The organism is Rubrivivax benzoatilyticus JA2 = ATCC BAA-35 (assembly GCF_000190375.1).
Taxonomy (GTDB): domain Bacteria; phylum Pseudomonadota; class Gammaproteobacteria; order Burkholderiales; family Burkholderiaceae_C; genus Rubrivivax; species Rubrivivax benzoatilyticus.
The window spans coordinates 12,783-35,978 of the sequence record NZ_AEWG01000037.1 but is presented as its reverse complement, the minus strand read 5'-3'; the positions used below and the strand labels follow the sequence as shown (position 1 = coordinate 35,978).

The following is a 23,196-nucleotide window of genomic DNA, read 5'->3' as shown; positions in this document are numbered from 1 at the left end:
CACCCAGGTGCAGGCGGCAGGGCCGCGCCTGGACGAGGCCGCGCCGCGCGACGTGACGATCGAGGAGCTGCTCGACCTGGAGCAGCAGGCCGAGTTCTTCATCGTGCTCGGCCAGGACGAGGCCGCTGTCGACCTGCTGGTGGAGCACCTGCGCGACACCGGCGGCGGCAGCCCGCTGCCCTACCTGAAGCTGCTGGAGATCTACCGCCGCCGTGGCGAGCGCGAGGCCTACGAACGCACGCGCGAGCGTTTCAACCGCCGCTTCAACGGCTACGCGCCCGACTGGGACGCCGACCTGCAGCAGGGCCGTTCGCTGGAGGACTACCCCGGCGTGCTGCCGCGCCTGCAGCAGGTCTGGCCGCGTCCGGTGGACGCGATGGCCGAGCTCGAGGCGCTGCTGTTCCGCAAGTCGCGTGGCGACCTGTTCGAGCTGCCGGCCTACCGCGAGGTGCTGTTCCTGTACTCGCTGGCGCGTGACCTGCTGGACCGCGAGGCGGTCGAGAGCGGTGCCGTCGACCTGCTGCTGCCGCTGGCCGAGACCGACCAGGTCGAGTTCGGCGCGACGTCGCCGCACCCGTACCTGACGCTGGAGCGCGAGTCGGTCTTCGATCCCGGCGTCGTCGAGCCGGTGGCGCCGCCGTCGCTGGACCTGGACCTCAGCGTTCTGGACGCCGAGCCCGACGCTGCGGCGCGCCCGGGCGTCGACCCGGCTCCGCCACGCAGCGACTGAACCGGCGCCCGCAGCGCCGGGCCTAGAGCCGCGCCAGCCGCTCGAGCGCGCGTTCGAGCGTGTCGTCGCGCTTGGCGAAGCACAGCCGCGCGATGCGCTGCTCGAAGCCGCCGTCGTAGAAGGCCGAGATCGGGATCGCCGCGACGCCGACCTCGCGCGTCAGCCAGCGGCAGAACTCGGCTTCGGGCAGGTCCGAAACGGCCGAGTAGTCGACGCTCTGGAAGTAGCTGCCTTCGCAGGGCAGCAGCTTCAGCCGGCTGGCGGCCAGCCCGGCGCGGAACAGGTCGCGCTTGCGCTGGTAGAAGGCCGCCAGGCCGAGGTAGGGCGCCGGGTCGGCGAGGTAACGCGCCAGCGCGTGCTGCATCGGCGTGTTCACCGTGAAGACGTTGAACTGGTGCACCTTGCGGAACTCGGCCGTCAGCGCCGCCGGCGCCGCCACCGTGCCGACCTTCCAGCCGGTGACGTGGAAGGTCTTGCCGAAGCTGGAGACGACGAAGGCGCGCGCCGCCAGCTCGGGGATAGCCGAGGCGCTGACGTGCTCGGCGCCGTCGAACACCATGTGCTCGTAGACCTCGTCGGCGATCAGCAGCACCTCGGTCGGCGCCAGGATCTCGGCCAGGCGCTGCATCTCGGCGCGCGTCCAGACCACCGCCGCCGGGTTGTGCGGCGTGTTGACGATGATCGCGCGGGTGCGCGGCCCGATCGCCGCGGCGATGCGCGCGAAGTCGGGGCGGAACGTGCCCGGCGTCAGCGGCACGCGCACCACGGTGCCGCCGGCCAGCTCGATGTTCGGCGCGTAGCTGTCGTAGCAGGGCTCGAGCACGACGACCTCGTCACCCGGGTGCACGCAGGCCAGCACCGCGGTCAGGATGGCCTGGGTGGCGCCGGCGGTGACGGTGATCTCGCGCTCGGCGTCGTAGGCGCGGCCGTACAGCGCCGCGATCTTGGCCGCGACGGCCTGGCGCAGCGCCGGCACGCCGGCCATCGGCGGGTACTGGTTCAGGCCCTCGCGCATCGCGTCGTTGACGCGGTCCAGCAGCGCCGGGTCGCAGTCGAAGTCGGGGAAGCCCTGGCCGAGGTTGACGGCGCCGCACTCGGCGGCCAGCGCCGACATCACGCTGAAGATCGTCGTGCCGACGTTCGGCAGGCGGCTGGGCAGGTGCGGGGTGCGGGGTGCGGTCATCAGAGGTCGTAGTCGCTGCCTTCGCCGGCCATCGCGCGCTGCACGAGCGAGGCGGTCAGGCGGTCGGACAGCTGTTCGGCGAAGGCGTAGACGAAGTGGCGCAGGTAGGCGCCGCGCTTGAAGGCCACGCGCGTGACGTTGGCGCCGAAGAGCTGGCCCAGCGGGCGCCAGACGAGGTCGCCGCCGGGCGGGTCCTCGCGCACCGCGGTCTCGGCGACGATGCCGACACCCAGCCCGAGGCGCACGTAGGTCTTGATGACGTCGGAGTCGATCGCCTCCAGCGCCACCGAAGGCTTGAGCCGGGCGCGTGTGAAGGCCTGGTCGATGCGCGTGCGGCCCGAGACGGTGGCGTGGTAGAGCACCAGCGGCTCGGCGGCCAGCTGCTCCAGCGTGATGCGCTCCACGCTGGCCAGCGGGTGATCCGGCGGCACCACCATCACGTGCTGCCATTCGTAGCAGGGCAGGGTGACGAGGTCGTCGTAGTGGGACAGCGCCTCGGTCGCCAGGCCGATCTCGGCGACGTCGTCCAGCAGCATGCGCGCCACCTGCTCGGGCATGCCCTGGTGCAGCACGACCTGCACCTTGGGGAAACGCTTGCGCAGCTGGGCCACCGGCCCGGGCAGGAAGTAGCGCGCCTGGGTGTGCGTCGTCGCGATCGACAGCGTGCCCGCGTCCTGCTTGGAGAACTGCTCGCCGATGCGCTTGAGGTTGCTGACCTCGCGCATGATGATCTCGATCGACTTCAGCACCTCCTGGCCGGGCTCGGTGACGCGGCGCAGGCGCTTGCCGTGGCGGGCGAAGATGTCGACGCCGAGCTCTTCCTCGAGTTCGAGGATCGCCTTGCTGATGCCGGGCTGCGAGGTGAACAGCGCCTTGGCGGTCTCGGTGAGGTTCAGGTTGCGGCGCACCGCCTCCTGGACGAATCGGAACTGGTGCAGGTTCATCCAGGCCTCGTCATGGGTCAGGTGCCGAGCGCACGCGCGGCTGCCGCGGCCATCGCGGCGACGACTTCCGGCGCTTCGCCGACGGCCGGCTGCAGCGTGAAGCGTGTGCCCGGGTGGCGTTCGGCCAGGGCCTGCAGCAGGCCCGGCACGTCGCGGCGCACATGGCCGCCGGCGCCCAGGAACAGCGGCACGACGGCGACCTCGGTGCAGCCCGCGGCGGCCAGCTCGTCGCCGGCGCTCGCCAGGTCCGGCGCCATGAACTCCAGGAAGGCCAGACGCACCGCGACACCGGGGCGCGCGGCGCGCACCTGGGCGGCGACGGCCTCGAAAGGCTCGGCCCAGCGCGGGTCGCGTGCACCGTGGGCGAAGAGGATCAGGCCGCGGCTCATCGGTAGCGCACCAGCCAGGTGAAGGCGGCCAGCGACATCAGCAGGTACAGCAGGCTGGGCGTGGCCGCGGCGATCCAGGGGGTCCAGTCGCGCAGCAGCCCGACGTGGCCGGCGAGGTTGTTCAGCAGCACGAAGCTGATGCCCAGCATGATGCCGCCGAAGACCTTCAGGCTGACGCTGCCGGCGCGTGCGTGCAGGTAGGCGAAGGGCAGGGCCAGCGCCGTCATCACCAGGCAGGCCAGCGGGTACAGCGCCTTCTTCCAGAACAGGATCTCGTAGCTCTGCGTGGCCTGCGCCTGGTCCGACAGGTGCACGCTGTAGCGCCACAGGTCGGCGGTGGTCATGGTCTCGCGCGGCATGACCGCGGCGGCGACGACCTCGGGCGTCAGCGTGCTGGCCCAGCGCAGCTCGGGCAGGCGCTGCTCGACGACGCCGGCAGGCTCGCGCAGGCGCACGTCGGGCCAGCGCGTGACCTCGGCCTCCGACAGCGTCCAGGTGCCGTCGGCGGCGACGGTGCCGGTCTTTGCCGCGATGCGCACCGACAGCCGTCCGTCGGCGTCGAACTCGAAGATGCGGATGCCGCTCAGGCGCCCGTCGGGCGTCGTGCCGGCGAGGTTGACCGAGTAGCTGCGCTCGCCCTCGGGCGTCATGCGCTTCTCCTTCAGCCAGGCGCCGGTGCGCCCGACGCGCATGCCGCCGGCGGCCAGGGCCTTGACGGCCACGGCCTTGCGCTCGGCCACCGGCACGACGTAGTCGCCGACGGCGAAGGTGATGGCGCCGAAGACGACGCCCAGCACCGCCAGCAGCGACAGCGCCCGGCCCGGCCCCAGGCCGCCGGTGCGCAGGATCGTGAACTCGGAGGACTGAGCCAGCCGCGCCAGCGAATAGATCGTGCCGATCAGCACCGCGATCGGCATCAGCTCGTAGAAGTGGCCGGGCAGCTCCAGCAGCGCGGACATCACCGCGACGCCGGTGGTGCGCCCGGCGCGGCCGACGTTGCCCATCTTCTCGACCAGGTCGATGAAGAAGAACAGCGACAGGAAGGCCAGCGCGACGAAGACCACCGAGGCGACGATGTCGCGGTAGAGCAGGCGGCGGACGGTTCTCATGCCTGGGCTCCCCGGCGGCGTCCCCAGGCGAACACGGCGGCATGGTCGCGCCACCACAGCAAGCCCAGCGCGATCGCGAAGGCGCTGCCGTGCACGACGGCCAGCGCCGCGCCCATGCCCAGGCGGCCGCTGGCCACCCAGGCCTGGGACAGGTTGATGAGGTTGAAGTAGACGACGAAGCCGAGCAGCGCCAGCAGCAGGTTCCAGTTGCTCGCGCGCCGCGGGTTCGTCGCCGCCAGGCCGATGCCCAGCAGCAGCATGTTGCCGGCGCCGGTCAGCAGGCCGAAGCGCCAGGTCAGCTCGCCCTGGTTGGGGCGGGTCGGGTCCTGCAGCAGGTCCAGCGTGTCCATCGCCTTCGGCGGCTGGCGCTCGGCTTCGCGGGCACGCTTCTCGTCGGCCAGGACGCGGTAGGTCTCGAAGCTCGACTGCGCCTTCTCGCCGGTCTTCAGGTCGACGTCGTTGCGCTGGCCGCGCTCGAGCACGACGAAGCGGTCGTCGCCGTCGCGTTCGAGCCGGCCGCTGCGCGCCGAGGTGACGCTCTCGGTCTCGCCGGTCTGGGCGACGATGAAGACGTTGCGCGCGTCGGCGCCTTCGCGCGTGTCGCGCTCGATGAAGAAGACGCGGCTGCCGTCGCTGGAGGTCTGGAAGACGCCGGGCGTCACGCGCGACAGGTCCGATCGCTGCTCGTAGCGCTGGCGCAGCTCGAGGCTGTTGCGGTTGCCCCAGGGCCAGACGAAGAGCAGCAGCGCGGCGATGACCAGCAGCACCGGCCAGCTCGTGCGCAGCACCGGCCGCACGAAGCGCGACAGGCCGATGCCGCCGGCGAACCAGATCACCATCTCGCTGTCGCGGTACATGCGCCCGAGCGTCACGACGACGGCGACGAACAGCGACAGCGCGAGCATCGTCGGCAGATGGCCCAGCGCGACGTAGCCCAGCAGCAGCACGACGTCCTGCGGGGCGACGACGCCGCCGGCCGCCTGGCCGATCGTGCGGATCAGGAACATCGTCAGCACGATGGTCAGGATCACGACGAGGGTGGCGCCGAAGGTCCGCGCCAGCTCGCGACGCACAGTTGAATCGAATAACATCCGCGGCTCTTCTGAATGGGGGTAATTATGGACTTCAAGACGCAGGTTGCAGGTTCGGCAGGCTGGGGCGCCACGAGCGCCGACGCGCTGCTGGTCGTGCTGGCCGGCGCGTCGCTGCCGCAAGGACTGCCCAAGGCTGTCGCGGCGGTGCTGGAGAGCGCGGTCGAGGCCGGTGACTTCGTGTTCAAGCCGGGTCATGTGTTCTATGCCCACCGCGTGTCGGGCCTGAAGGCCGCCCGCCTGGCCGTCGTCGCCGCCGGCGAGACCGCCAGCGCCAAGGCGCTGCGCAAGGCCGTCGCCGCGGGCGTCGCCGCGCTGAAGAGCGGCGGCACGAAGGACCTGGCGATCGCCACGGTCGGCTTCGAGGCGCTGGAGGCCGCGCACGGCGAGGCCGTCGTCGCCGCCGTCGCCGACACCCTGTACGTCTACCGCGCGACCAAGCCCAGCGCGCCGGCCGCGCCCAAGCTGGCGTCGGTGACGCTGGTCTGCACCAAGGCCGAAGCCGCTGCCGTCGACGAAGGCCTGCGCATCGGCCGTGCCGTCGCCGCCGGCGTCGAGCTGGCGCGCGAGTGCGCCAACCGCCCGGGCAACCACTGCACGCCGACCTACCTCGCGCAGACTGCCAAGTCGCTGGGCAAGGAACACGGCCTGAAGGTCGAGGTGCTCGAGCGCAAGGACGTCGAGAAGCTGGGCATGGGCGCCTTCCTGGCCGTCGCCCAGGGCTCCGACGAGCCGCTGAAGTTCATCGTCGCGCGCTGGCAGGGCGCGGCCAAGACCGAGGCGCCGGTGGTGCTGGTCGGCAAGGGCATCACCTTCGACTCCGGCGGCATCTCGATCAAGCCGTCGGCCGAGATGGACGAGATGAAGTTCGACATGGGCGGCGCTGCCAGCGTGCTGGGCACGATGCGCGCCGTCGCCGAGCTGGGCCTGAAGCTCAACGTCGTGGCCATCGTGCCGGCCTGCGAGAACCTGCCCAGCGGCCGCGCCGTGAAGCCGGGCGACGTCGTCACCAGCCTGTCGGGCCAGACGATCGAGATCCTCAACACCGACGCCGAGGGCCGGCTGATCCTGTGCGACGCGCTGACCTACGCCGAGCGCTTCAAGCCCGCGGCCATCGTCGACGTCGCGACGCTGACCGGCGCCTGCGTCATCGCGCTGGGCCACCACCGCTCGGGCCTCTTCAGCCCGGACGACGCGCTCGCTGCCGAGCTGCTGGCCGCCGGCGAGGCCGCGGCCGACCCGGCCTGGCGCCTGCCGCTGGACGAGGAGTACGACGACGGCCTGAAGAGCAGCTTCGCCGACATGGGCAACGTCGGCCCGCGTGCCGGCGGCTCGATCACGGCGGCGATGTTCCTCAAGCGCTTCACCGCCAACCAGCGCTGGGCGCACCTGGACATCGCCGGCACGGCCTGGAAGTCGGGCGCCGCCAAGGGCGCCACCGGCCGCCCGGTGCCGCTGCTGACGCACTTCCTGCTGCAGCGCGCCGCCGCGCGCTGACCCGGCGCGGGGCCGTGGCCGAGGTCGTCTTCCACACCGGCATCGCCGAGCCTCTGGGCTTCGCGTGCCGGCTGCTGCGAAAGGCCTGCCGCCAGGGCGCGCGTGTCGTCGTCACCGCGCCCGGGCCCACGCTCGCGGCGCTGGACCGCGCGCTGTGGACCTTCGACGAACGCGACTTCGTGCCCCACCTGCGCGTGAGCGCGGCCAACGCCGGGACGGCGCAGGCCGCGCGCACGCCGATTTGGCTGGTCGACGGCGAACCGCCCGACCAGGCCCCCGACATCCTCGTCAACCTGGGCGCCGAGGTGCCGGCCTCGACTGCACGCTTTTCGCGCGTCATCGAGATCGTCGGTGACGGCCCGGACGAAGCCGGTGCAGCGCGGGAGCGCTGGCGCACCTGGAAAGCGCACGGATGGGCGCCGACGCACCATTCGGCAGCGAATAACTAGGCATTTACCCTGTATTCACAGGGCACGGCTGTTGCGTTGTGGCGGGACTGAAACGCCGCTTGTCGTCCGCGGGCTGTCACGGAGTCGGCCGCAGGCGCTTTTCGAGTATTGTTCCAACGCTTACATCCTTAGTGTCGAGATATTCGACAACCTTCACCGGAGGCTCTCCAGCATGCAATTCAAGCTCAATGTGGTCGTCGGCGCGGCCGCCATCCTGATGACCGGCGCGGTGTACGCCCAGGACGTGGTCGTCAAGATCGGCCACGTCGGCCCGACCAGCGGTGGCATCGCGCACCTGGGCAAGGACAACGAGAACGGCGCCCGCATGGCCATCGACGAGCTCAACGCCAAGGGCGCGACGATCGGCGGCAAGAAGGTCAAGTGGGAACTGCTGGCCGAAGACGATGCGGCCGACCCGAAGCAAGGCACCGCCGCGGCGCAGAAGCTCGTCGACAGCAAGGTCAACGGCGTCATCGGCCACCTGAACTCGGGCACCACGATCCCGGCCTCGAAGATCTACTCGGACGCCGGCATTCCGCAGATCAGCCCGTCGGCCACCAACCCGAAGTACACGCGTAACGGCTACAAGACGACCTTCCGTGTCGTCGCCGACGACGTGCACCTGGGCGGCACGCTCGGCAAGTACGCCGTCACCGAACTCAAGGGCAAGAACATCGCCGTCATCGACGACCGCACCGCCTACGGCCAGGGCGTCGCCGAAGAGTTCGCCAAGGGCGTGAAGGCTGCCGGCGGCAACGTCGTCGGCCGCGAGTTCACGAACGACAAGGCGACCGACTTCACCGCCATCCTGACCGGCTTGAAGGCCAAGAAGCCCGACGTCATCTTCTTCGGCGGCATGGACGCCGTGGCCGGCCCGATGCTGCGCCAGATGAAGCAGCTGGGCATCACCGCCAAGTTCATGGGCGGCGACGGCATCTGCTCGGGCGAGCTGCCCAAGCTGGCCGCCGGCACGATGGCCGACAGCCAGGTCTTCTGCGCCGAAGCCGGCGGTGTCGACGGCTCGGGCAAGGTCAAGCTCGACAAGTTCAAGGCCGACTTCAAGAAGAAGTTCAACGCCGACGTCCAGATCTACGCCCCGTACGTCTACGACGCCACGATGGTGATGGCCGACGCGATGATCAAGGCCGGCTCCGCCGACCCGGCCAAGTACCTGCCGGTGCTGGCCAAGACCTCCGGCTACGAAGGCGTGACCGGCACGATCGCCTTCGACGAGAAGGGCGACATCAAGAACGGCGCCCTGACGCTCTACACCTACAAGGCGGGCAAGCGCGAGCAGATCGCCGTCGTGCGCTGAGTCTTCTCCGCGCAGACACGAAGGGCGCCCTCGGGCGCCCTTTTTCGTGGCGCTGGCGCCGCCTCAGGCGGCCGGCAGGCGCCCGTACAGGCGGCTGAACTCCAGCAGCCGGCGCCCGTGCCAGGGCTGCACGTCGTGCCACTGGAAGCGCCAGCGCCAGCAGCCTTCCTGGGCGCCGGGGCGGTTCATGCGGTGTTCACTGCCCAGGCCGAGCACGTCCTGCATCGGGTGGATCGCGGTGTCGGCGACGCTCATGCTGGCGGCGCGGATCAGCGTCCACGGCATGTCGTGGCCGTCGACGCCGCAGTAGCCGCGTGCGAAGTGGCGCTCGGCGTCCGAGGCGCCGGCCCACCAGCCGGCGACGGTGTCGTTGTCGTGCGTGCCGGTGTAGACCACGGCGTCGTGTTCGTGGTGGTGCGGCAGGTAGCGGTTGCCGGCGTCGCCGCCGAACGCGAACTGCAGGATCAGCATGCCGGGCAGCTCGAAGCGCCGGCGCAGCGCCTCGACGTCGGGCGTGATCACGCCCAGGTCCTCGGCCAGCAGCGGCAGCGTGCCCAGCGCCTGCTGCACGGCCTCGAACAGCGCCGCGCCGGGCCCCGGCACCCAGCGGCCGTTGACCGCCGTCGGCTCCGCGGCCGGGATCTCCCAGTGCGCCGCGAAACCGCGGAAGTGGTCGATGCGCACGATGTCGACGAGCTCGAGCGTTCGCCGCAGGCGCTCGATCCACCACGCGTAGCCTTCGGCGGCGTGCGCGCTCCAGCGGTACAGCGGGTTGCCCCAGCGCTGGCCGGTGGCGCTGAAGAAGTCCGGCGGCACGCCGGCGACGACGGTCGGCCGGCCTTCGGCGTCGAGCTCGAAGAGCTCGGGCCGGGCCCAGACGTCGGCGCTGTGGTGGGCGATGAAGATCGGCGCGTCGCCGACGATCTTCACGCCCTTGCGCGCGGCGTACGCGCGCAGCTGCGCCCACTGGCGGAAGAAGCTCCACTGGCAGAAGCGCCAGAAGCCGATGCGCTCGGCATGCGTGCGCCGTGCGGCAGACAGCGCGCCGGGGCGGCGCAGCGCCAGGCCCGGGGCCCAGTCGCACCAGTCGGCGCCCTGGTGCGCCTCGCTCAGCGCCATGAACAGCGCGTAGTCGTCGAGCCAGGCGCGCTGCGACTCGCAGAAGGCGTCGAAGGCTTCGCGCTGCTCGTCGCCGGCCGCCGCGGCGAAACGCCCCGCGGCGCGTGCCAGCCGCTCCATGCGGAAGGCCCCGACGCGGCCGTAGTCGACGTGGGTCGCGAACAGGCCGGAGGTCGCCTCGATGTCGGCGGCATCCAGCCAGCCCTGGGTGTGCAGCTCGCCCAGGTCGATCAGCAGCACGTTGCCGGCGAAGGCCGACGGGCTCATGTACGGCGAGTCGCCGGGGCCGATGCCGCCCAGCGGCAGCACCTGCCACAACTGCTGGCCGGCACCCGCGAGCCAGTCGACGAAGTGATAGGCCGCCGGCCCCAGGTCGCCCGAGCCGTGCGGGCCGGGCAGCGACGTGGGGTGCAGGAGGATGCCGCTGGATCGGGGCAGGCGCATGGTGTCCTCCGCGTCAGGTGGCCGCGGCGTTGCGCAGCAGCACGAGGCTGCGTGCGCGCAGCGGGAAGTCGACGTCGCCGCCGCGCCAGTGGCTGCGGCCGTCGGCCTCGGCGGTGTCGAGCTCGGCGTGCCAGTCGCCCGGCGGGAGCCGGAAACCGGTGTCGGCGTCGACGGCGTTGACCAGCAGCAGCAGCGGCGAGTCGGTGCGCCCGGGCGCGCCGATGTAGGCGCCGAGCACACGCGAGACGCGGTCGTTCCAGTCGGCCAGCGACATCACCTGGCCGTCGCGGCGCAGCCAGCTGAGGTCGTGGCGGCCGCGCATGTCCTGCAGCCCGGTGTACCAGCGCTGGGCCAGCGGCAGGTAGCGCCGCCTGAGCGCGATGACGTGGGCGGTGAAGGCGATCAGCGACTCGTCGGCGCGGCTCCAGTCGATCCAGGTGGTCTCGTTGTCCTGGCAGTAGGGGTTGTTGTTGCCGTGCTGGGTGTGGCCGAGCTCGTCGCCGGCGGCGAGCATCGGCGTGCCCTGCGACAGCAGCGCCGTGGCCAGCAGCGCGCGCTGCAGCCGCTGGCGCAGGCGCAGCACGTCGGGGTCGTCGGTCGGGCCCTCGACGCCGCAGTTCCAGCTGAGGTTGTGGCCGTGGCCGTCGCGGTTGCCCTCGAGGTTGGCCTCGTTGTGGCGGAAGTCGTAGGACACCAGGTCGGCGAGCGTGAAGCCGTCGTGCGAGACGACGTAGTTCACCGACTCGGCGGGCGGCCGCCGCCGCGCCTGGAAGATGTCCGACGAGCCGGCCAGGCGCAGCGCGAGTTCGCCGCGCGTGCAGTCGCCGCCGAGCCAGAAGGCGCGTGTGCAGTCGCGGAAGCGGTCGTTCCACTCCAGCCAGTCGCTCGGGAAGTGGCCGAGCTGGTAGCCGCCCGGGCCGATGTCCCAGGGCTCGGCGATCAGCTTGGCGCCGGCGAGCACCGGGTCCTGGGCCAGTGTCTTGAAGAAGGCGCCCGAGGCCTCGAAACCCCAGTCGCCGCGCGCCAGCACCGGCGCGAGGTCGAAGCGGAAGCCGTCGACATGCATCTCCTGCACCCAGTAGCGCAGGCTGTCGAGCACCATCTGCAGCACGCGCGGGTGGCGCAGGTCCAGCGCGTTGCCGGTGCCGGTGATGTTCTCGTAGGCCGAGCGTTGCTCGGCCGGCAACCGGTACCAGCTGGCGTTGTCCAGCCCGCGCCAGCTGATCGTCGGGCCGCGTTCGTCGCTCTCGGCGGTGTGGTTGAAGACGACGTCGAGGATGACCTCGATGCCCGCGGCGTGCAGCCGCCGCACCATCGTGCGGAACTCGTCGCGCGGGTGGCCGGTGGCGGCATAACGCGGCTCGGGGCAGAAGAAGCCGACGGTGTTGTAGCCCCAGTAGTTGCTGAGCCCGCCGGCGACCAGCCGCTGCTCGTCCAGGTGCTGGTGCACCGGCAGCAGCTCGACCGCGGTGACGCCCAGCCGGCGCAGGTGGCTGATCGCGGCGTCCGAGGCCAGCCCGGCGTAGCTGCCGCGCACCGCCTCGGGCACGCCGGGCATGCGCCGCGTGAAGCCCTTGACGTGCAGCTCGTAGATCACGGTGTCGGCCAGCGGCGTGCGCGGGTGGCGGTCGCCGTGCCAGTCATAGTGGTCGTGCACGACACGCGCCTTCAGCGCCTGGCGCGCGTTGTCCTGCAGGTCCAGGTCGGCCGGGTGCTCGAGGTCGTTGGCGAAGTGCGGGCCGCTCCAGTCGAAGCGGCCGACGATCTCGCGCGCCCAGGGGTCCAGCAGCACCTTGTGCGGGTTGAAGCGGTGGCCGCGTTCGGGGCGCCAGGGGCCGTGCACACGCAGGCCGTAGATCAGCCCCGGCTTGGCGCCCGGCAGGTAGCCGTGCCAGATGTCGCTGCTTTGCGCCGGCAGCGCCGCGCGTGCGATCTCGTGCGCCCCCTCGGCGTCGAACAGGCACAGCTCGACGGCGCTGGCGTGCGCCGAGAAGACGGCGAAGTTGACGCCCTGGCCGTCCCAGCTCGCGCCCAGCGGCCACGAGCGGCCGGCCTGGAGCATGCCGGTCAGGCGGTCCATTCGAAGAACACCGTGGCCAGCGGCGGGATCGTCACCACGATGGACTGGTCGCGGCCCTGCCAGGGCTGCGGCTCGCTGGCCGCGGCGCCGAACGGCGTGCCGACGTTGCCGCCGCCGTAGTAGCCGGAGTCGGTGTTCAGCCGTTCGACCCAGCGCCCGGCGGCCGGCACGCCGACGCGGTAGGCGTGGCGCACGACCGGCGTGAAGTTGCTGACGACCAGCATCAGCTGGCCGTCGCGGCCGCGGCGCACGAAGCTCAGCAGGCTCTCGTCGGCGGCGTCGTGGCAGATCCACTCGAAGCCGTCGCCGCTGAAGTCGCGCGTGTACAGCGCCGGGCTGCCACGGTAGAGGCGGTTGAGGTCGCGCACCAGGCGCTGCGTGCCGGCGTGGTGGTCGTCCGCCAGCAGGTGCCAGTCCAGGCTCTGGTCGTGGTTCCACTCGGCCTGCTGGGCGAACTCGCCGCCCATGAACAGCAGCTTCTTGCCCGGGTGGCCCCACATGAAACCGTAGTAGGCGCGCAGGTTGGCGAACTTCTGCCAGCGGTCGCCCGGCATCTTGCCCAGCAGCGAGCCCTTGCCGTGCACGACCTCGTCGTGCGAGAGCGGCAGGATGAAGTTCTCGTGGAAGGCGTAGACCAGGCCGAAGGTCATCTCGCCGTGGTGGAAGCGGCGGTGCACCGGCTCGCGCGACATGTACTGCAGCGTGTCGTGCATCCAGCCCATGTTCCACTTGTAGTGGAAGCCCAGGCCGCCGGCGTAGGTCGGCCGCGAGACGGCCGGGAAGGCGGTCGACTCCTCGGCGATCGTCACCGCCTGCGCGCGCTCGTTGCCGATGACCTCGTTGGTGCGCCTGACGAAGGCGATGGCCTCGAGGTTCTCGCGCCCGCCGTGCACGTTGGGAATCCACTCGCCGGCCTTGCGGCTGTAGTCGCGGTAGAGCATCGAGGCCACCGCGTCGACACGCAGGCCGTCGACGCCGTAGCGCTCCAGCCAGTACAGGGCGCTGCCGACGAGGAAGTTGCGCACCTCGGTGCGGCCGTAGTTGTAGATCAGCGAGTTCCAGTCGTTGTGGAAGCCTTCGCGCGGGTCGGCGTACTCGTAGAGGTGGGTGCCGTCGAACTGCGCCAGGCCGTGGGAGTCGCCGGGGAAGTGCGCCGGCACCCAGTCCAGCAGCACGCCGATGCCGGCCTCGTGGGCGCGATCGACGAAGCGGCGGAAGCCTGCGGCGTCGCCGAAGCGCGAGGTCGGCGCGTACATCCCGAGCGGCTGGTAGCCCCAGGAGCCGTCGAACGGGTGTTCGCTGATCGGCAGCAGTTCCAGGTGCGTGAAGCCCATGTCCTGGGCGTAGGCGATCAGCTCGTCGGCGAGCTCGTCCCAGTTCAGCCAGCGGTTGCCGTCCTCGGGCCGGCGCCGCCAGCTGCCCAGATGGACCTCGTAGATCGACAGCGGCGCGTCGAGTGCGTTGGCGTGCTGGCGCTGCGACGACGGCGCCACCGGCAGCGGCATGGGGGACACGACGCTGGCCGTCGCCGGGCGCAGCTCGGACTGGCGTGCGTACGGGTCGGCCTTCTGCGGCAGCCGCTCGCCCGAGCGCGACACGATCTCGAACTTGTAGCGTGCGCCGGCGCCGACGCCGGGCAGGAACAGCTCCCAGACGCCGCACTCGCGCCGCAGCCGCATCGGGTGGCGGCGGCCGTCCCAGAAGTTGAAGTCGCCGACGACCGAGACGCGCTCGGCGTTGGGCGCCCAGACCGCGAACGCGGTGCCGTCGACACCGTCGAAGGTGCGCGGCGTCGCGCCCAGCACCTCGAAGGGCCGCAGGTGCGAGCCTTCGCCGAGCAGCCAGACGTCCATCTCGCCGAGCACGGCGCCGAAGCGGTACGGGTCCTCGATGACCGCGGTGCTGCCGTCATGCCAGGTCACGCCCAGGCGGTAGTGGCCGCCGTTGCGCAGCTTGCCTTCAAAGAAGCCGTCGGGGTGGCGCAGCGCGAGCTTGCCGCGTTTGCCGCCCTTGACGCCCAGCGCCTCGACCGCCGCCGCACCCGGCAGGAAGGCCCGGACCCAGGTCGTTCCCGCCTCGTCGGCATGCGGCCCGAGCACCGAGAACGGATCGCCGTGGCGCCCGCTGCAGACCAGATCGACGACATGGGGCTCGAGCATCAAGACGCTTTCTCCTCGGACGGGCGGGGCAGCGGGGCGATCATCGCGCCCCTCGGTGACGGTCTATCGGTCGGTCGGCAGCTTCCAGACCTCCCGGGCGTATTCGGCGATCGTACGGTCTGACGAGAACGTGCCCATCCCGGCGACGTTGGCGATCGCCTTGCGCGCCCAGGCATCGCGGTCGCGGTACAGCGTGTCGACCCGGGCCTGCGCCTCGCAGTAGGCGTCGAAGTCGGCGAGCAGCAGGTAGTGGTCGCCGCCCCACAGCAGCGAGTCGACGAGGCCGCGGTAGCGCGCCGGCTCGTCGGGCGAGAAGGCGCCACCGGCGATCGCGTCGAGCACCGCCTTGAGCTTCGGGTTGCCCTCGTAGAGGCGCAGCGGCTGGTAGCCGGCGGCGCGCGTGGCCTCCACCTCGGGCGTCTTCAGGCCGAAGATGAAGATGTTGTCGTCGCCGACGTTCTCGCGGATCTCGATGTTGGCGCCGTCGTCGGTGCCGACGGTCAGCGCGCCGTTCATCGCCAGCTTCATGTTGCCGGTGCCCGAGGCCTCGGTGCCGGCGGTGGAGATCTGCTCGGAGACGTCGGCGCCGGGCATGATGACCTCGGCCACCGAGACGCCGTAGTTCGGCACGAACACCACCTTCAGCCGGCCGCGCAGCCGCGGGTCGTGGTTGACGACCGCGCCGACGTCGTTGATCAGCCGGATGATGTTCTTGGCCATCGCGTAGCTGGACGCCGCCTTGCCGGCGAAGATCGCCGTGCGCGCCACCCAGTCGGCCTCGGGGTCGGCCAGCATCGCCTGGTAGCGCGCGACGATCTGCAGCACGTTGAGCAGCTGGCGCTTGTACTCGTGGATGCGCTTGACCTGGACGTCGAACAGGCTGTCCGGGTCGACGACGATGCGCGTGGCGGTGCGGATGTGGTCGGCCAGGCGGACCTTGTTGGCGCGCTTGACGGCCAGGAACTCCTGGCGGAAGGCGGCGTTCTCGGCGTGCGGCGCCAGCTTGGCCAACTGCTCCAGGTGCAGCCGCCAGCCGTCGCCGATCGTGCGGTCCAGCAGCCCGGCCAGCCCCGGGTTGGCCTGCGCCAGCCAGCGCCGCGGCGTCACGCCGTTGGTGATGTTGATGAAACGTTCGGGCCAGAGCCGCGCGAAGTCGGCGAAGATGGTCTCGACCAGCAGCTTCGAGTGCAGCGCCGAGACGCCGTTGACCTTGTGGCTGCCGACCACCGCCAGGTGGGCCATGCGCACGCGGCGTTCGCCGCCCTCGTCGATCAGCGACAGGCGGCGCAGGAAGGCGTCGTCGCCGGGGCGCGCCTCGGCCGCCATCACGAGGAAGTCGTGGTTGATGCGGAAGATGATCTCGAGGTGGCGCGGCAGCACGTGCTGGATCAGCGATACCGGCCAGGTCTCCAGCGCCTCGGGCATCAGCGTGTGGTTGGTGTAGCTGAAGACCTGCTGCGTGATCGCCCAGGCCTCGGCCCAGGCCATGCGCTGTTCGTCGACGAGCAGGCGCATCAGCTCGGCCACGCCGATCGCCGGGTGGGTGTCGTTGAGGTGGATCGCGACCTGCTCGGCGAGGTTGTCCAGCCGGCCGTGTTCGGCGAGGTGGCGGGCGACGATGTCCTGGATCGACGCGCTGGTGAAGAAGTACTCCTGGCGCAGGCGCAGCTCGCGGCCGGCCGGCGTGCTGTCGTTCGGGTAGAGCACCCAGGAGATGTTCTCGAACTGGTTCTTGTACTCGGCGGCGCGCTGGTAGTCGCCGCTGTTGAAGGCGTGCAGGTCGATCTGCGCCGGCGCCACCGCCTTCCACAGCCTGAGCGTGCTGACGCGATCGGTGCCGTGGCCGGGGATCACCATGTCGTAGGCCTTGGCGCTGACCTGGCCGGCGTGGCGCCACACCGGCGCCGCGGCCGGCGACTCGGGGTGCTCGACCCAGCCGCCGAAACGCACCGGGTAGGCCACCGCCTGGCGCGGGAACTCCCACGGCGTGCCGTCCTCGACCCAGGGGTCCGGGTGCTCGACCTGACGCCCGCCGGCGATGGCCTGGGCGAACATGCCGTATTCGTAGCGGATGCCGTAGCCGAAGGAGGGCAGGCCCAGCGTGGCCATCGAGTCCAGGAAACACGCCGCCAGCCGGCCGAGGCCGCCGTTGCCGAGCGCGGCGTCGAGTTCGGTCGCGGCCACGTCCTCGAGCGACGCGGCGTGCTGGCGCGCCGCGGCGGCGGCCTCGCCTTCCATGCCGAGCGCGGCCAGGGCGTTGCCCAGCGTGCGCCCGATCAGGAACTCCATGGACAGGTAGCAGACGCGGCGGGCACGCGCTTTGCGATCGGTCGCATCGGAGGCGACCCAGCGGCGGGACAATGCTTCACGAGCCACCTGCGCGACCGCATGCATGATGTCGGAGTGCGAGGCATCGGCCGGCGTGACGCCGACGGTCGAAAGCAGGTGGCGATCGACCTGGGCTCCGAAACGGTCCGGGGCGGTCGGGGCGGCAGTCGAGGTATTCATGGCGGTCTGCAGCGGTTGGGCGAACACGGGGCCGATGGTGGGCACCGATGCACGCGCCGTGCCGTGCGCGCCCCGCGTGCGGGGGGCGCGTCGGTCACGACGCCTCTTGCCGATCTCTTCATGTAGTAAAACTACAGAAAATGGCGGCCTGCTTTCGGTGTCCGACAACGATTCTAGCCACGCCCAGGCGCCGAAACGTCGGTCCGACAGGGCCTTGGCCGCCTGCGCTCTTCCTCTCCACAAGATCCGGCCCGGTGCTGCGTTGGCCACGTGCCGCCGTCCACCGCATCCCCATTCTGTAATTCCGTTGCTTCAACCGTACGTTCTACCGGCCAGGAGACAGCCATGAAACCGATCGATCCCGCCTCCAGCTTCGACCTTCCGCGACGTTCGATCGCGCTGGTCCTTGCCGGGGGGCGCGGCAGCCGCCTGAAGAACCTCACCGACAACCGCGCCAAACCCGCGGTGTACTTCGGCGGCAAGTTCCGGATCGTCGACTTCGCGCTGTCCAACTGCCTGAACTCGGGCATCCGCCGCATCGGCGTCATCACCCAGTACAAGAGCCACAGCCTGCTGCGCCACCTGCAGCGCGGCTGGGCCTTCCTGAAGTCCGAGATGAACGAGTTCGTCGACCTGCTGCCGGCGCAGCAGCGGGTCGACGAGGAGAGCTGGTACCGCGGCACCGCCGACGCCGTCTACCAGAACCAGGACATCCTGGCGGCCTACAAGGCGGACTACGTCGTGGTGCTGGCCGGCGACCACGTCTACAAGCAGAACTACGCGCTGATGCTGGCCGACCACGTCGCCCAGGGCCGCGAGTGCACCGTCGGCTGCATCGAGGTGCCGCGCATGGAGGCGGTGGGCTTCGGCGTCATGCACGTCGACGACAACCGGCGCATCCTGGACTTCGTCGAGAAGCCGGCCGATCCGCCGCCGATGCCGGGCAAGCCCGACAAGGCGCTGGCCAGCATGGGCATCTACGTCTTCAACGCGCGCTTCCTGTACCGCGAGCTCGAGCGCGACATGGCCGACCCGAACTCGAGCCACGACTTCGGCAAGGACATCATCCCCAAGATGGTGCGCGCCGGCGTTGCCGTGGCGCACCCGTTCGAGCTGAGCTGCGTCGGCACGCGTGCCGGCACCGGCCCGTACTGGCGCGACGTCGGCACGATCGACGCCTACTGGGACGCCAACATCGACCTCACGGCCACCGACCCGCTGCTCAACCTGTACGACACCAACTGGCCGATCTGGACCTACCAGCCGCAGCTGCCGCCGGCGAAGTTCGTGCACAACCAGGACGACCGGCGCGGGCTGGCGATCGAGTCGATGGTCTCCGGCGGTTGCATCGTGTCGGGTGCGGTCTACCGCTCGGTGCTGTTCTCGCAGGTGCGTGTGCACTCGTATGCCGCGGTCAACTGGGCGGTGCTGCTGCCCGGCGTGCAGATCGGGCGCCATGCGCGCGTCACGCGCGTCGTCGTCGACCGCGACTGCGTGATTCCCGACGGCATGGTCATCGGCGAGGACCCGGCGGCCGACGCGGCGCGTTTCTACCGTACCGAATCCGGCATCGTGCTCGTCACGCGGGAGATGCTGCGCGCGCTGCAATGACGACCCCCGCGATGAAGGTGCTGCACGTCGCAGCCGAGGTGTTCCCGCTGGTCAAGACCGGCGGGCTGGCCGACGTGGTGGCCGCGCTGCCGGTGGCCCAGGCGCAGCAGGGCGCGGACGTGCGCCTGCTGCTGCCGGGCCTGCCGGCGATCCTGGACCAGGTCAGCGGCCTGCGCTGCGTCATCGACATCGGCGCCTGCTTCGGCGCGCTGCGTGTGCGCCTGCTGCGCGCGCGGCTGCCCGGCGACGGGCTGGTGGTCTATGTCGTCGAGGCGCCTTACCTCTACAAGCGCGGCGGCAATCCGTACCAGAACGCGCACGGCGAGGAGTGGCCCGACAACCTGCAGCGTTTCGCGCTGCTGGGCTGGATCGCCGCCCACCTGGCCGCCGGCGACGCCGACCCGGACTGGGCGCCCGACGTCGTGCACGCCCACGACTGGCATGCCGCGATGAGCTGCGCCTACATCGCCGACCACGCGGCGACGCCGGCGGCCTCGGTCTACACCGTGCACAACCTGGCCTACCAGGGCCTGTTCCCGATGCACGACTGGGCGACGCTGGGGCTGGCCTCGCGGCTGATGTCGCCGGCCGGCCTGGAGTACCACGGCCAGCTCAGCTTCATGAAGGCCGGGCTGAAGTTCTCCGACCGCGTGACCACGGTCAGCCCGAGCTACGCCCGCGAGATCTCGACGATCGAGTTCGGCTGCGGCCTGGACGGCGTCGTGCGCTCGCGCGCGGCGCAGGTGCGCGGCATCCTCAACGGCATCGACACCGCGGTCTGGAACCCGGCCACCGACCCGGCGATCGCCGCCGTCTACGACGCCGCGCGCCCCGATGGCAAGGCCGCCTGCCGGCGCGCGCTGCAGGCCGAGGCCGGGCTGGACCTCGACGACGCCGCGCTCGTCGTCGCCATCGTCTCGCGCCTGACCTCGCAGAAGGGGCTGGATCTGGTGCTCGCGGCGCTGCCCGAGCTGCTCGCCCAGGGCGTGCAGTTCGCGATCCAGGGCACCGGCGACGCGGCGCTGGAGTCGGCTTTCCGCGCCGCGCAGGACCAGTCCCCGGGGCGGGTGCAGGTCTTCACCGGCTACGACGAGGCGCGGGCCCACCGGCTGATCGCCGGCGCCGACGCGATCGCCGTGCCGTCGCGCTTCGAACCCTGCGGGCTGACCCAGCTCTACGGCCTGCGCTACGGCACGCTGCCGATCGTGCGCCGCGTCGGCGGGCTGGCCGACACGGTGGTCGACGCCAGCGCCGCGGCCGTGGCCGAGGACCGCGCCACCGGCTTCGTCTTCGACGTGCCCAGCCCGCAGGCTTTCGCCCAGGCGGTGCAGCGGGCGCTGGAGGCGCGGCGCCAGCCGGTGCTGTGGGCGCGGCTGCGTGATCGTGCGATGGCCCAGCAGCATTCCTGGGAAGGGCCGGCGCGCGAGTACCTCGCGTTGTACGACGAGGCCCTGGCGCCGCTGCGCGCCGACGGCCGGGCGCGCTGAGCGGCGCGCTCAGGGTCCCGGGTCCGGCCAGCCCAGCAGTTCGGCCAGCCGGCGCACGACCCACCCGGCCTCGGCCGGTGCCAGGCCGGTGTCCTCGGCGCCGGCCACGGCGCGCATGCGCTCGAGCACGTCGGCCTCGGTGATGCCCAGCGCCAGCGGCAGCGTGCGTGCCGGCTCGGCCAGCATCTGGGCCATGTCCTCGCAGAGCTCGTGGCGGTCGGCGATCTCGCGCAGCGGCCGGTCCGCCCGCGTGCGGCCCTCCGGCAGGTACAGCGCGACGAAGGACGGGGGAAGGGCGAAGGAGTCGTTCACTCGGGGGAGGGGTGGCGGGTTCGGGATGGGCCTGAGCCGCCCGCGGCGGCGTCCCTGCCTATGATGGGCCGCACACGCCGCCCATGTCGAGCGATCATGCCCACGCCGCATCACCCGACGCCTCCCCGGCCGCCGGGCAGGTGCTGCCGCTGCGTGTCTTCCTGCGCCGCCTGATCTGGCTGTGCGTCGGGCCGATGCTGCTGCTCGGCGCGGCGATCGCGTTCTACCGCGTGCAGTCCAGCCTCGAGCAGCGCCAGCAGGCGGCCGAACGCATCGTCGCCCGCCTGACGCTGCTGGCCGACCAGATGCTCGAGTCGCGCCTGGCCGGGCTGATGATGCTGGCGCAGGGTGTCGATCCGTCGGCGTCTCTGGACGAGATGCGCCGCCTGGGCGAGAGCTACGCGCGCGGCTACGGCAGCCACGTGCTGCTCGTCGACGCCGACGGCCGGGTTGCGATGAACAGCCGCCTGCCGCAGGACGTCGAGCAGCCGCCGCTGCCGCGGCCGGCGGCGCTGGACGCGGCGCAGGCCGCGCTGCGCGAGGGTCGCCCGGTGGTCGGCAACCTGTTCGTGGGGCCCATCGCCGGGGTGCCGATCGTCAGCGTGGCGGTGCCGCTGCCGCCCGAGCCGGGGCGCAGTCCGCGCCTGCTGCTGAGCACCATCGAGGCGAGCCAGTTCCAGCCCTTGCTCGAACGCCTGCTGCTGCCGCCGGGCTGGTCGCTGGAGCTGCGCGACGCCGCCGGCCAGGCCGTCGCCCGGCGCGGCGAGCCGATCGTCGGCGAAGACGGCCGGCTGCGCAGCGCCGCGCTCGAGCGGGCCTCGTGGACGGCGGTGGTGCGCATCCCGCCGCAGGTGCTGCACGACGCGGTGGCTGCCGAGGCGCTGCCGCTGGTCGCGGGTGTGCTCGGTGCGACGCTGATCGGCGTGCTCGGCGGCACCATCGCCGGGCGCCGGCTCGGCCGCGACGTCGCCTCGCTGGCCGCGCCGGCCGGCACGCCCGAAGCGCAGAGTGGTGTCGCCGAGATCGCCGCCGTGCGTCGCCAGCTCGACGACGCCGCGCAGCGCCGCCGCCTGTCCGAGGACGCGCTGCGCCGCAGCCAGCTGCAGACCCAGCTGTCGATGGACGAGGCGGTGTCGGCTCGCGCCCGTGCCGAGGCCGCCGCCGCCAGCCTGCGCGAGCTCTCGCTGGCCGTCGAGCAGACCTCCAGCAGCATCGTCATCACCGACCCGGAGGCGCGCATCCAGTACGTCAACCAGGCCTTTCTCGACCAGACCGGCTACTCGCGCGAGGAGATCCTGGGCAGCACGCCCGAGCGCCTGCGCTCGGCGCGCACGCCGGCCGACACGGTGGCCTCGCTGTGGCGCACGCTGCAGGCCGGCGAGACCTGGCGCGGCGAGTTCGTCAACCGGCGCAAGGACGGCAGCGAGTACGTCGAGTCGGCCGTCGTCACGCCGCTGCGCTCGCCCGAGGGGCGCGTCACGCACTTCGTTGCCGTCAGCGAGGACATCACCGAGCGGCGGCGGCTGGAGCGCGAACTCGACGGCCACCGCCACCACCTCGAGATGCTGGTGGCCAGCCGCACCGCCGAGCTCGAGGCCGCGCGGGCGCAGGCCGACGCCGCCAGCCAGGCCAAGAGCGCCTTCCTGGCCAACATGAGCCACGAGATCCGCACGCCGCTGAACGCCATCCTCGGCTTCACCCACCTGATGCGCCGCGACGCGCCCGACGCCGTGACCGCCGAGCGCCTGGCGCGTGTGGACGGCGCGGCCCAGCACCTGCTGGCGGTGCTCAACGACATCCTGGACCTGTCCAAGATCGAGGCCGGCCGTCTCGAGCTGCACGAGCACGACTTCTCGCTGCGTGAACTCGTGAGCCGCTGCATCGAGCAGGTGGCCGAGCGCGCGCGCACCAAGGCACTGCGGCTCGAGTCCGATGTCGACGACGTGCCCGACGTGCTGTTCGGCGACTCGATGCGCATCGCGCAGGCGCTGCTCAACCTGCTGAGCAACGCCGTCAAGTTCACCGAGCAGGGCGGCGTGTCGCTGCAGGTGCGGCTGCTCGCGCGCGAGGGCCCGTGGCTGCAGCTCGGCTTCACGGTGGCCGACACCGGCATCGGCATCGAGGCGGCCAAGCTCGGCCAGCTGTTCACCGCCTTCGCCCAGGCCGACGCCACGATGGCGCGGCGCTTCGGCGGCACCGGCCTGGGGCTGGCGATCACGCGCCGGCTGGCGCTGCTGATGGGCGGCGACGTCGCGGTCGACAGCCGCGTCGGCGAGGGCAGCCGCTTCTCGTTCAGCGTGCGGCTGCGGGCCGGCGAGACCGTCGTCGCCACGGCCTGCCCGGCCGTCGACGGCGAGGCCGAACTGCGTCAGCGCCATGCCGGCGCGCGCGTGCTGCTGGCCGAGGACAACCCGGTGAACCAGGAGGTCGGCCGCGAGCTGCTGGAGATGGCCGGCCTGTGCGTCGACGTCGCCGACGACGGCGAGGCGGCGGTGGCCTGCGCTGCGGCCGGCGACTACGCGGCGATTCTGATGGACATGCAGATGCCCGGCGTCGACGGGCTGGAGGCCACGCGCCGCATCCGTGCGCTGCCGGCCCACGCCGCGACGCCGATCGTCGCGATGACGGCCAACGCCTTCGGCGAGGACCGCCAGGCCTGCCTGGACGCCGGCATGGACGACCACGTCGCCAAGCCCGTCGACCCGGCGCAGCTGTACTCGGTGCTGCTGCACTGGCTCGGCCGCCAGGCGGCCGGGCGCGGTTGACCCG

The 23,196-nt window shown here is 71.6% G+C and carries 16 protein-coding genes and 1 pseudogene; 7 read left to right on the top strand and 10 right to left on the bottom strand.

The annotated features are described in order from the left end of the window. Positions 1–730: pseudogene (locus RBXJA2T_RS20315) on the top strand (hypothetical protein); the annotation flags it as partial. Positions 731–752: 22 nt separating this feature from the next. Here RBXJA2T_RS20315 and RBXJA2T_RS03750 read toward each other — a convergent pair. From RBXJA2T_RS03750 to lptF, 5 genes are read right to left on the bottom strand one after another with little or no spacing between them, the layout of a single operon-like run. Beyond that, entirely contained in the window at positions 753–1,913 is a 1,161-nt protein-coding gene (locus tag RBXJA2T_RS03750) for a pyridoxal phosphate-dependent aminotransferase (RefSeq protein ID WP_009855984.1), read from the bottom strand. After that, a complete protein-coding gene (locus RBXJA2T_RS03745) occupies positions 1,913–2,857 on the bottom strand; it encodes a CysB family HTH-type transcriptional regulator (RefSeq protein WP_009855983.1) in 945 nt (314 codons plus the stop codon). The genes RBXJA2T_RS03750 and RBXJA2T_RS03745 overlap by 1 nt, the downstream gene beginning before the upstream one ends. A 17-nt stretch (positions 2,858–2,874) precedes the next feature. Then, positions 2,875–3,246 (bottom strand): sirohydrochlorin chelatase, encoded by a 372-nt coding sequence (locus RBXJA2T_RS03740; protein WP_009855982.1) that lies wholly within the window; start codon positions 3,244–3,246, stop codon positions 2,875–2,877. After that, positions 3,243–4,355 (bottom strand): LPS export ABC transporter permease LptG, encoded by a 1,113-nt coding sequence (gene lptG / locus RBXJA2T_RS03735; RefSeq protein ID WP_009855981.1) that lies wholly within the window; start codon positions 4,353–4,355, stop codon positions 3,243–3,245. The genes RBXJA2T_RS03740 and lptG overlap by 4 nt, the downstream gene beginning before the upstream one ends. Next, a complete protein-coding gene (lptF, locus tag RBXJA2T_RS03730; protein WP_029718308.1) occupies positions 4,352–5,446 on the bottom strand; it encodes an LPS export ABC transporter permease LptF in 1,095 nt (364 codons plus the stop codon). The genes lptG and lptF overlap by 4 nt, the downstream gene beginning before the upstream one ends. Positions 5,447–5,473: 27 nt before the next feature. Between lptF and RBXJA2T_RS03725 the strand changes: the two genes are divergently transcribed. The 3 genes from RBXJA2T_RS03725 (at position 5,474) to RBXJA2T_RS03715 (ending at position 8,707) form a co-directional block, all read left to right on the top strand. Beyond that, entirely contained in the window at positions 5,474–6,943 is a 1,470-nt protein-coding gene (locus RBXJA2T_RS03725; protein WP_009855979.1) for a leucyl aminopeptidase, read from the top strand. Between the two features lie 14 nt (positions 6,944–6,957). Then, positions 6,958–7,392 carry a DNA polymerase III subunit chi gene (locus RBXJA2T_RS03720; protein WP_009855978.1) on the top strand — a complete coding sequence of 145 codons (435 nt, stop codon included), beginning with the start codon at positions 6,958–6,960 and terminating at the stop codon, positions 7,390–7,392. A 172-nt stretch (positions 7,393–7,564) separates the two neighbouring features. Next, on the top strand, positions 7,565–8,707 hold the full coding sequence (locus RBXJA2T_RS03715) for a branched-chain amino acid ABC transporter substrate-binding protein (RefSeq protein ID WP_009855977.1): 1,143 nt from the start codon (positions 7,565–7,567) through the stop codon (positions 8,705–8,707). Positions 8,708–8,770: 63 nt separating this feature from the next. On the opposite strand, the gene malQ is transcribed toward RBXJA2T_RS03715, so the two are convergent. The 4 genes from malQ to RBXJA2T_RS03695 form a co-directional block, all read right to left on the bottom strand. Continuing rightward, entirely contained in the window at positions 8,771–10,270 is a 1,500-nt protein-coding gene (gene malQ, locus RBXJA2T_RS03710; RefSeq protein ID WP_009855976.1) for a 4-alpha-glucanotransferase, read from the bottom strand. 13 nt (positions 10,271–10,283) lie between these two features. Continuing rightward, positions 10,284–12,350 carry a glycogen debranching protein GlgX gene (gene glgX, locus RBXJA2T_RS03705; protein WP_009855975.1) on the bottom strand — a complete coding sequence of 689 codons (2,067 nt, stop codon included), beginning with the start codon at positions 12,348–12,350 and terminating at the stop codon, positions 10,284–10,286. Continuing rightward, positions 12,338–14,509: a 1,4-alpha-glucan branching protein GlgB gene (gene glgB, locus RBXJA2T_RS03700; protein WP_009855974.1), complete on the bottom strand. Its 2,172-nt coding sequence runs from the start codon at positions 14,507–14,509 to the stop codon at positions 12,338–12,340. The genes glgX and glgB overlap by 13 nt, the downstream gene beginning before the upstream one ends. Positions 14,510–14,572: 63 nt before the next feature. Continuing rightward, positions 14,573–17,017 carry a glycogen/starch/alpha-glucan phosphorylase gene (locus RBXJA2T_RS03695; RefSeq protein ID WP_029718309.1) on the bottom strand — a complete coding sequence of 815 codons (2,445 nt, stop codon included), beginning with the start codon at positions 17,015–17,017 and terminating at the stop codon, positions 14,573–14,575. A gap of 345 nt (positions 17,018–17,362) precedes the next feature. Here RBXJA2T_RS03695 and glgC point away from each other — a divergent pair, with 345 nt between their 5' ends. Further along, complete coding sequence (gene glgC, locus RBXJA2T_RS03690; protein ID WP_009855972.1) at positions 17,363–18,628, top strand: glucose-1-phosphate adenylyltransferase; 1,266 nt, start codon at positions 17,363–17,365, stop codon at positions 18,626–18,628. An 11-nt stretch (positions 18,629–18,639) separates the two neighbouring features. Beyond that, positions 18,640–20,115 carry a glycogen synthase GlgA gene (gene glgA, locus RBXJA2T_RS03685; protein ID WP_009855971.1) on the top strand — a complete coding sequence of 492 codons (1,476 nt, stop codon included), beginning with the start codon at positions 18,640–18,642 and terminating at the stop codon, positions 20,113–20,115. A 9-nt stretch (positions 20,116–20,124) separates the two neighbouring features. Here the strand turns inward: glgA and RBXJA2T_RS03680 are convergent, their stop codons facing one another. After that, the gene (locus tag RBXJA2T_RS03680; protein WP_009855970.1) at positions 20,125–20,427 is read right to left on the bottom strand and encodes a hypothetical protein; all 303 of its coding nucleotides are present in this window, start codon (positions 20,425–20,427) and stop codon (positions 20,125–20,127) included. An 83-nt stretch (positions 20,428–20,510) separates the two neighbouring features. Between RBXJA2T_RS03680 and RBXJA2T_RS03675 the strand changes: the two genes are divergently transcribed. Next, the gene (locus RBXJA2T_RS03675; protein ID WP_009855969.1) at positions 20,511–23,192 is read left to right on the top strand and encodes a response regulator; all 2,682 of its coding nucleotides are present in this window, start codon (positions 20,511–20,513) and stop codon (positions 23,190–23,192) included. The last annotated feature ends 4 nt before the right edge of the window (positions 23,193–23,196 follow it).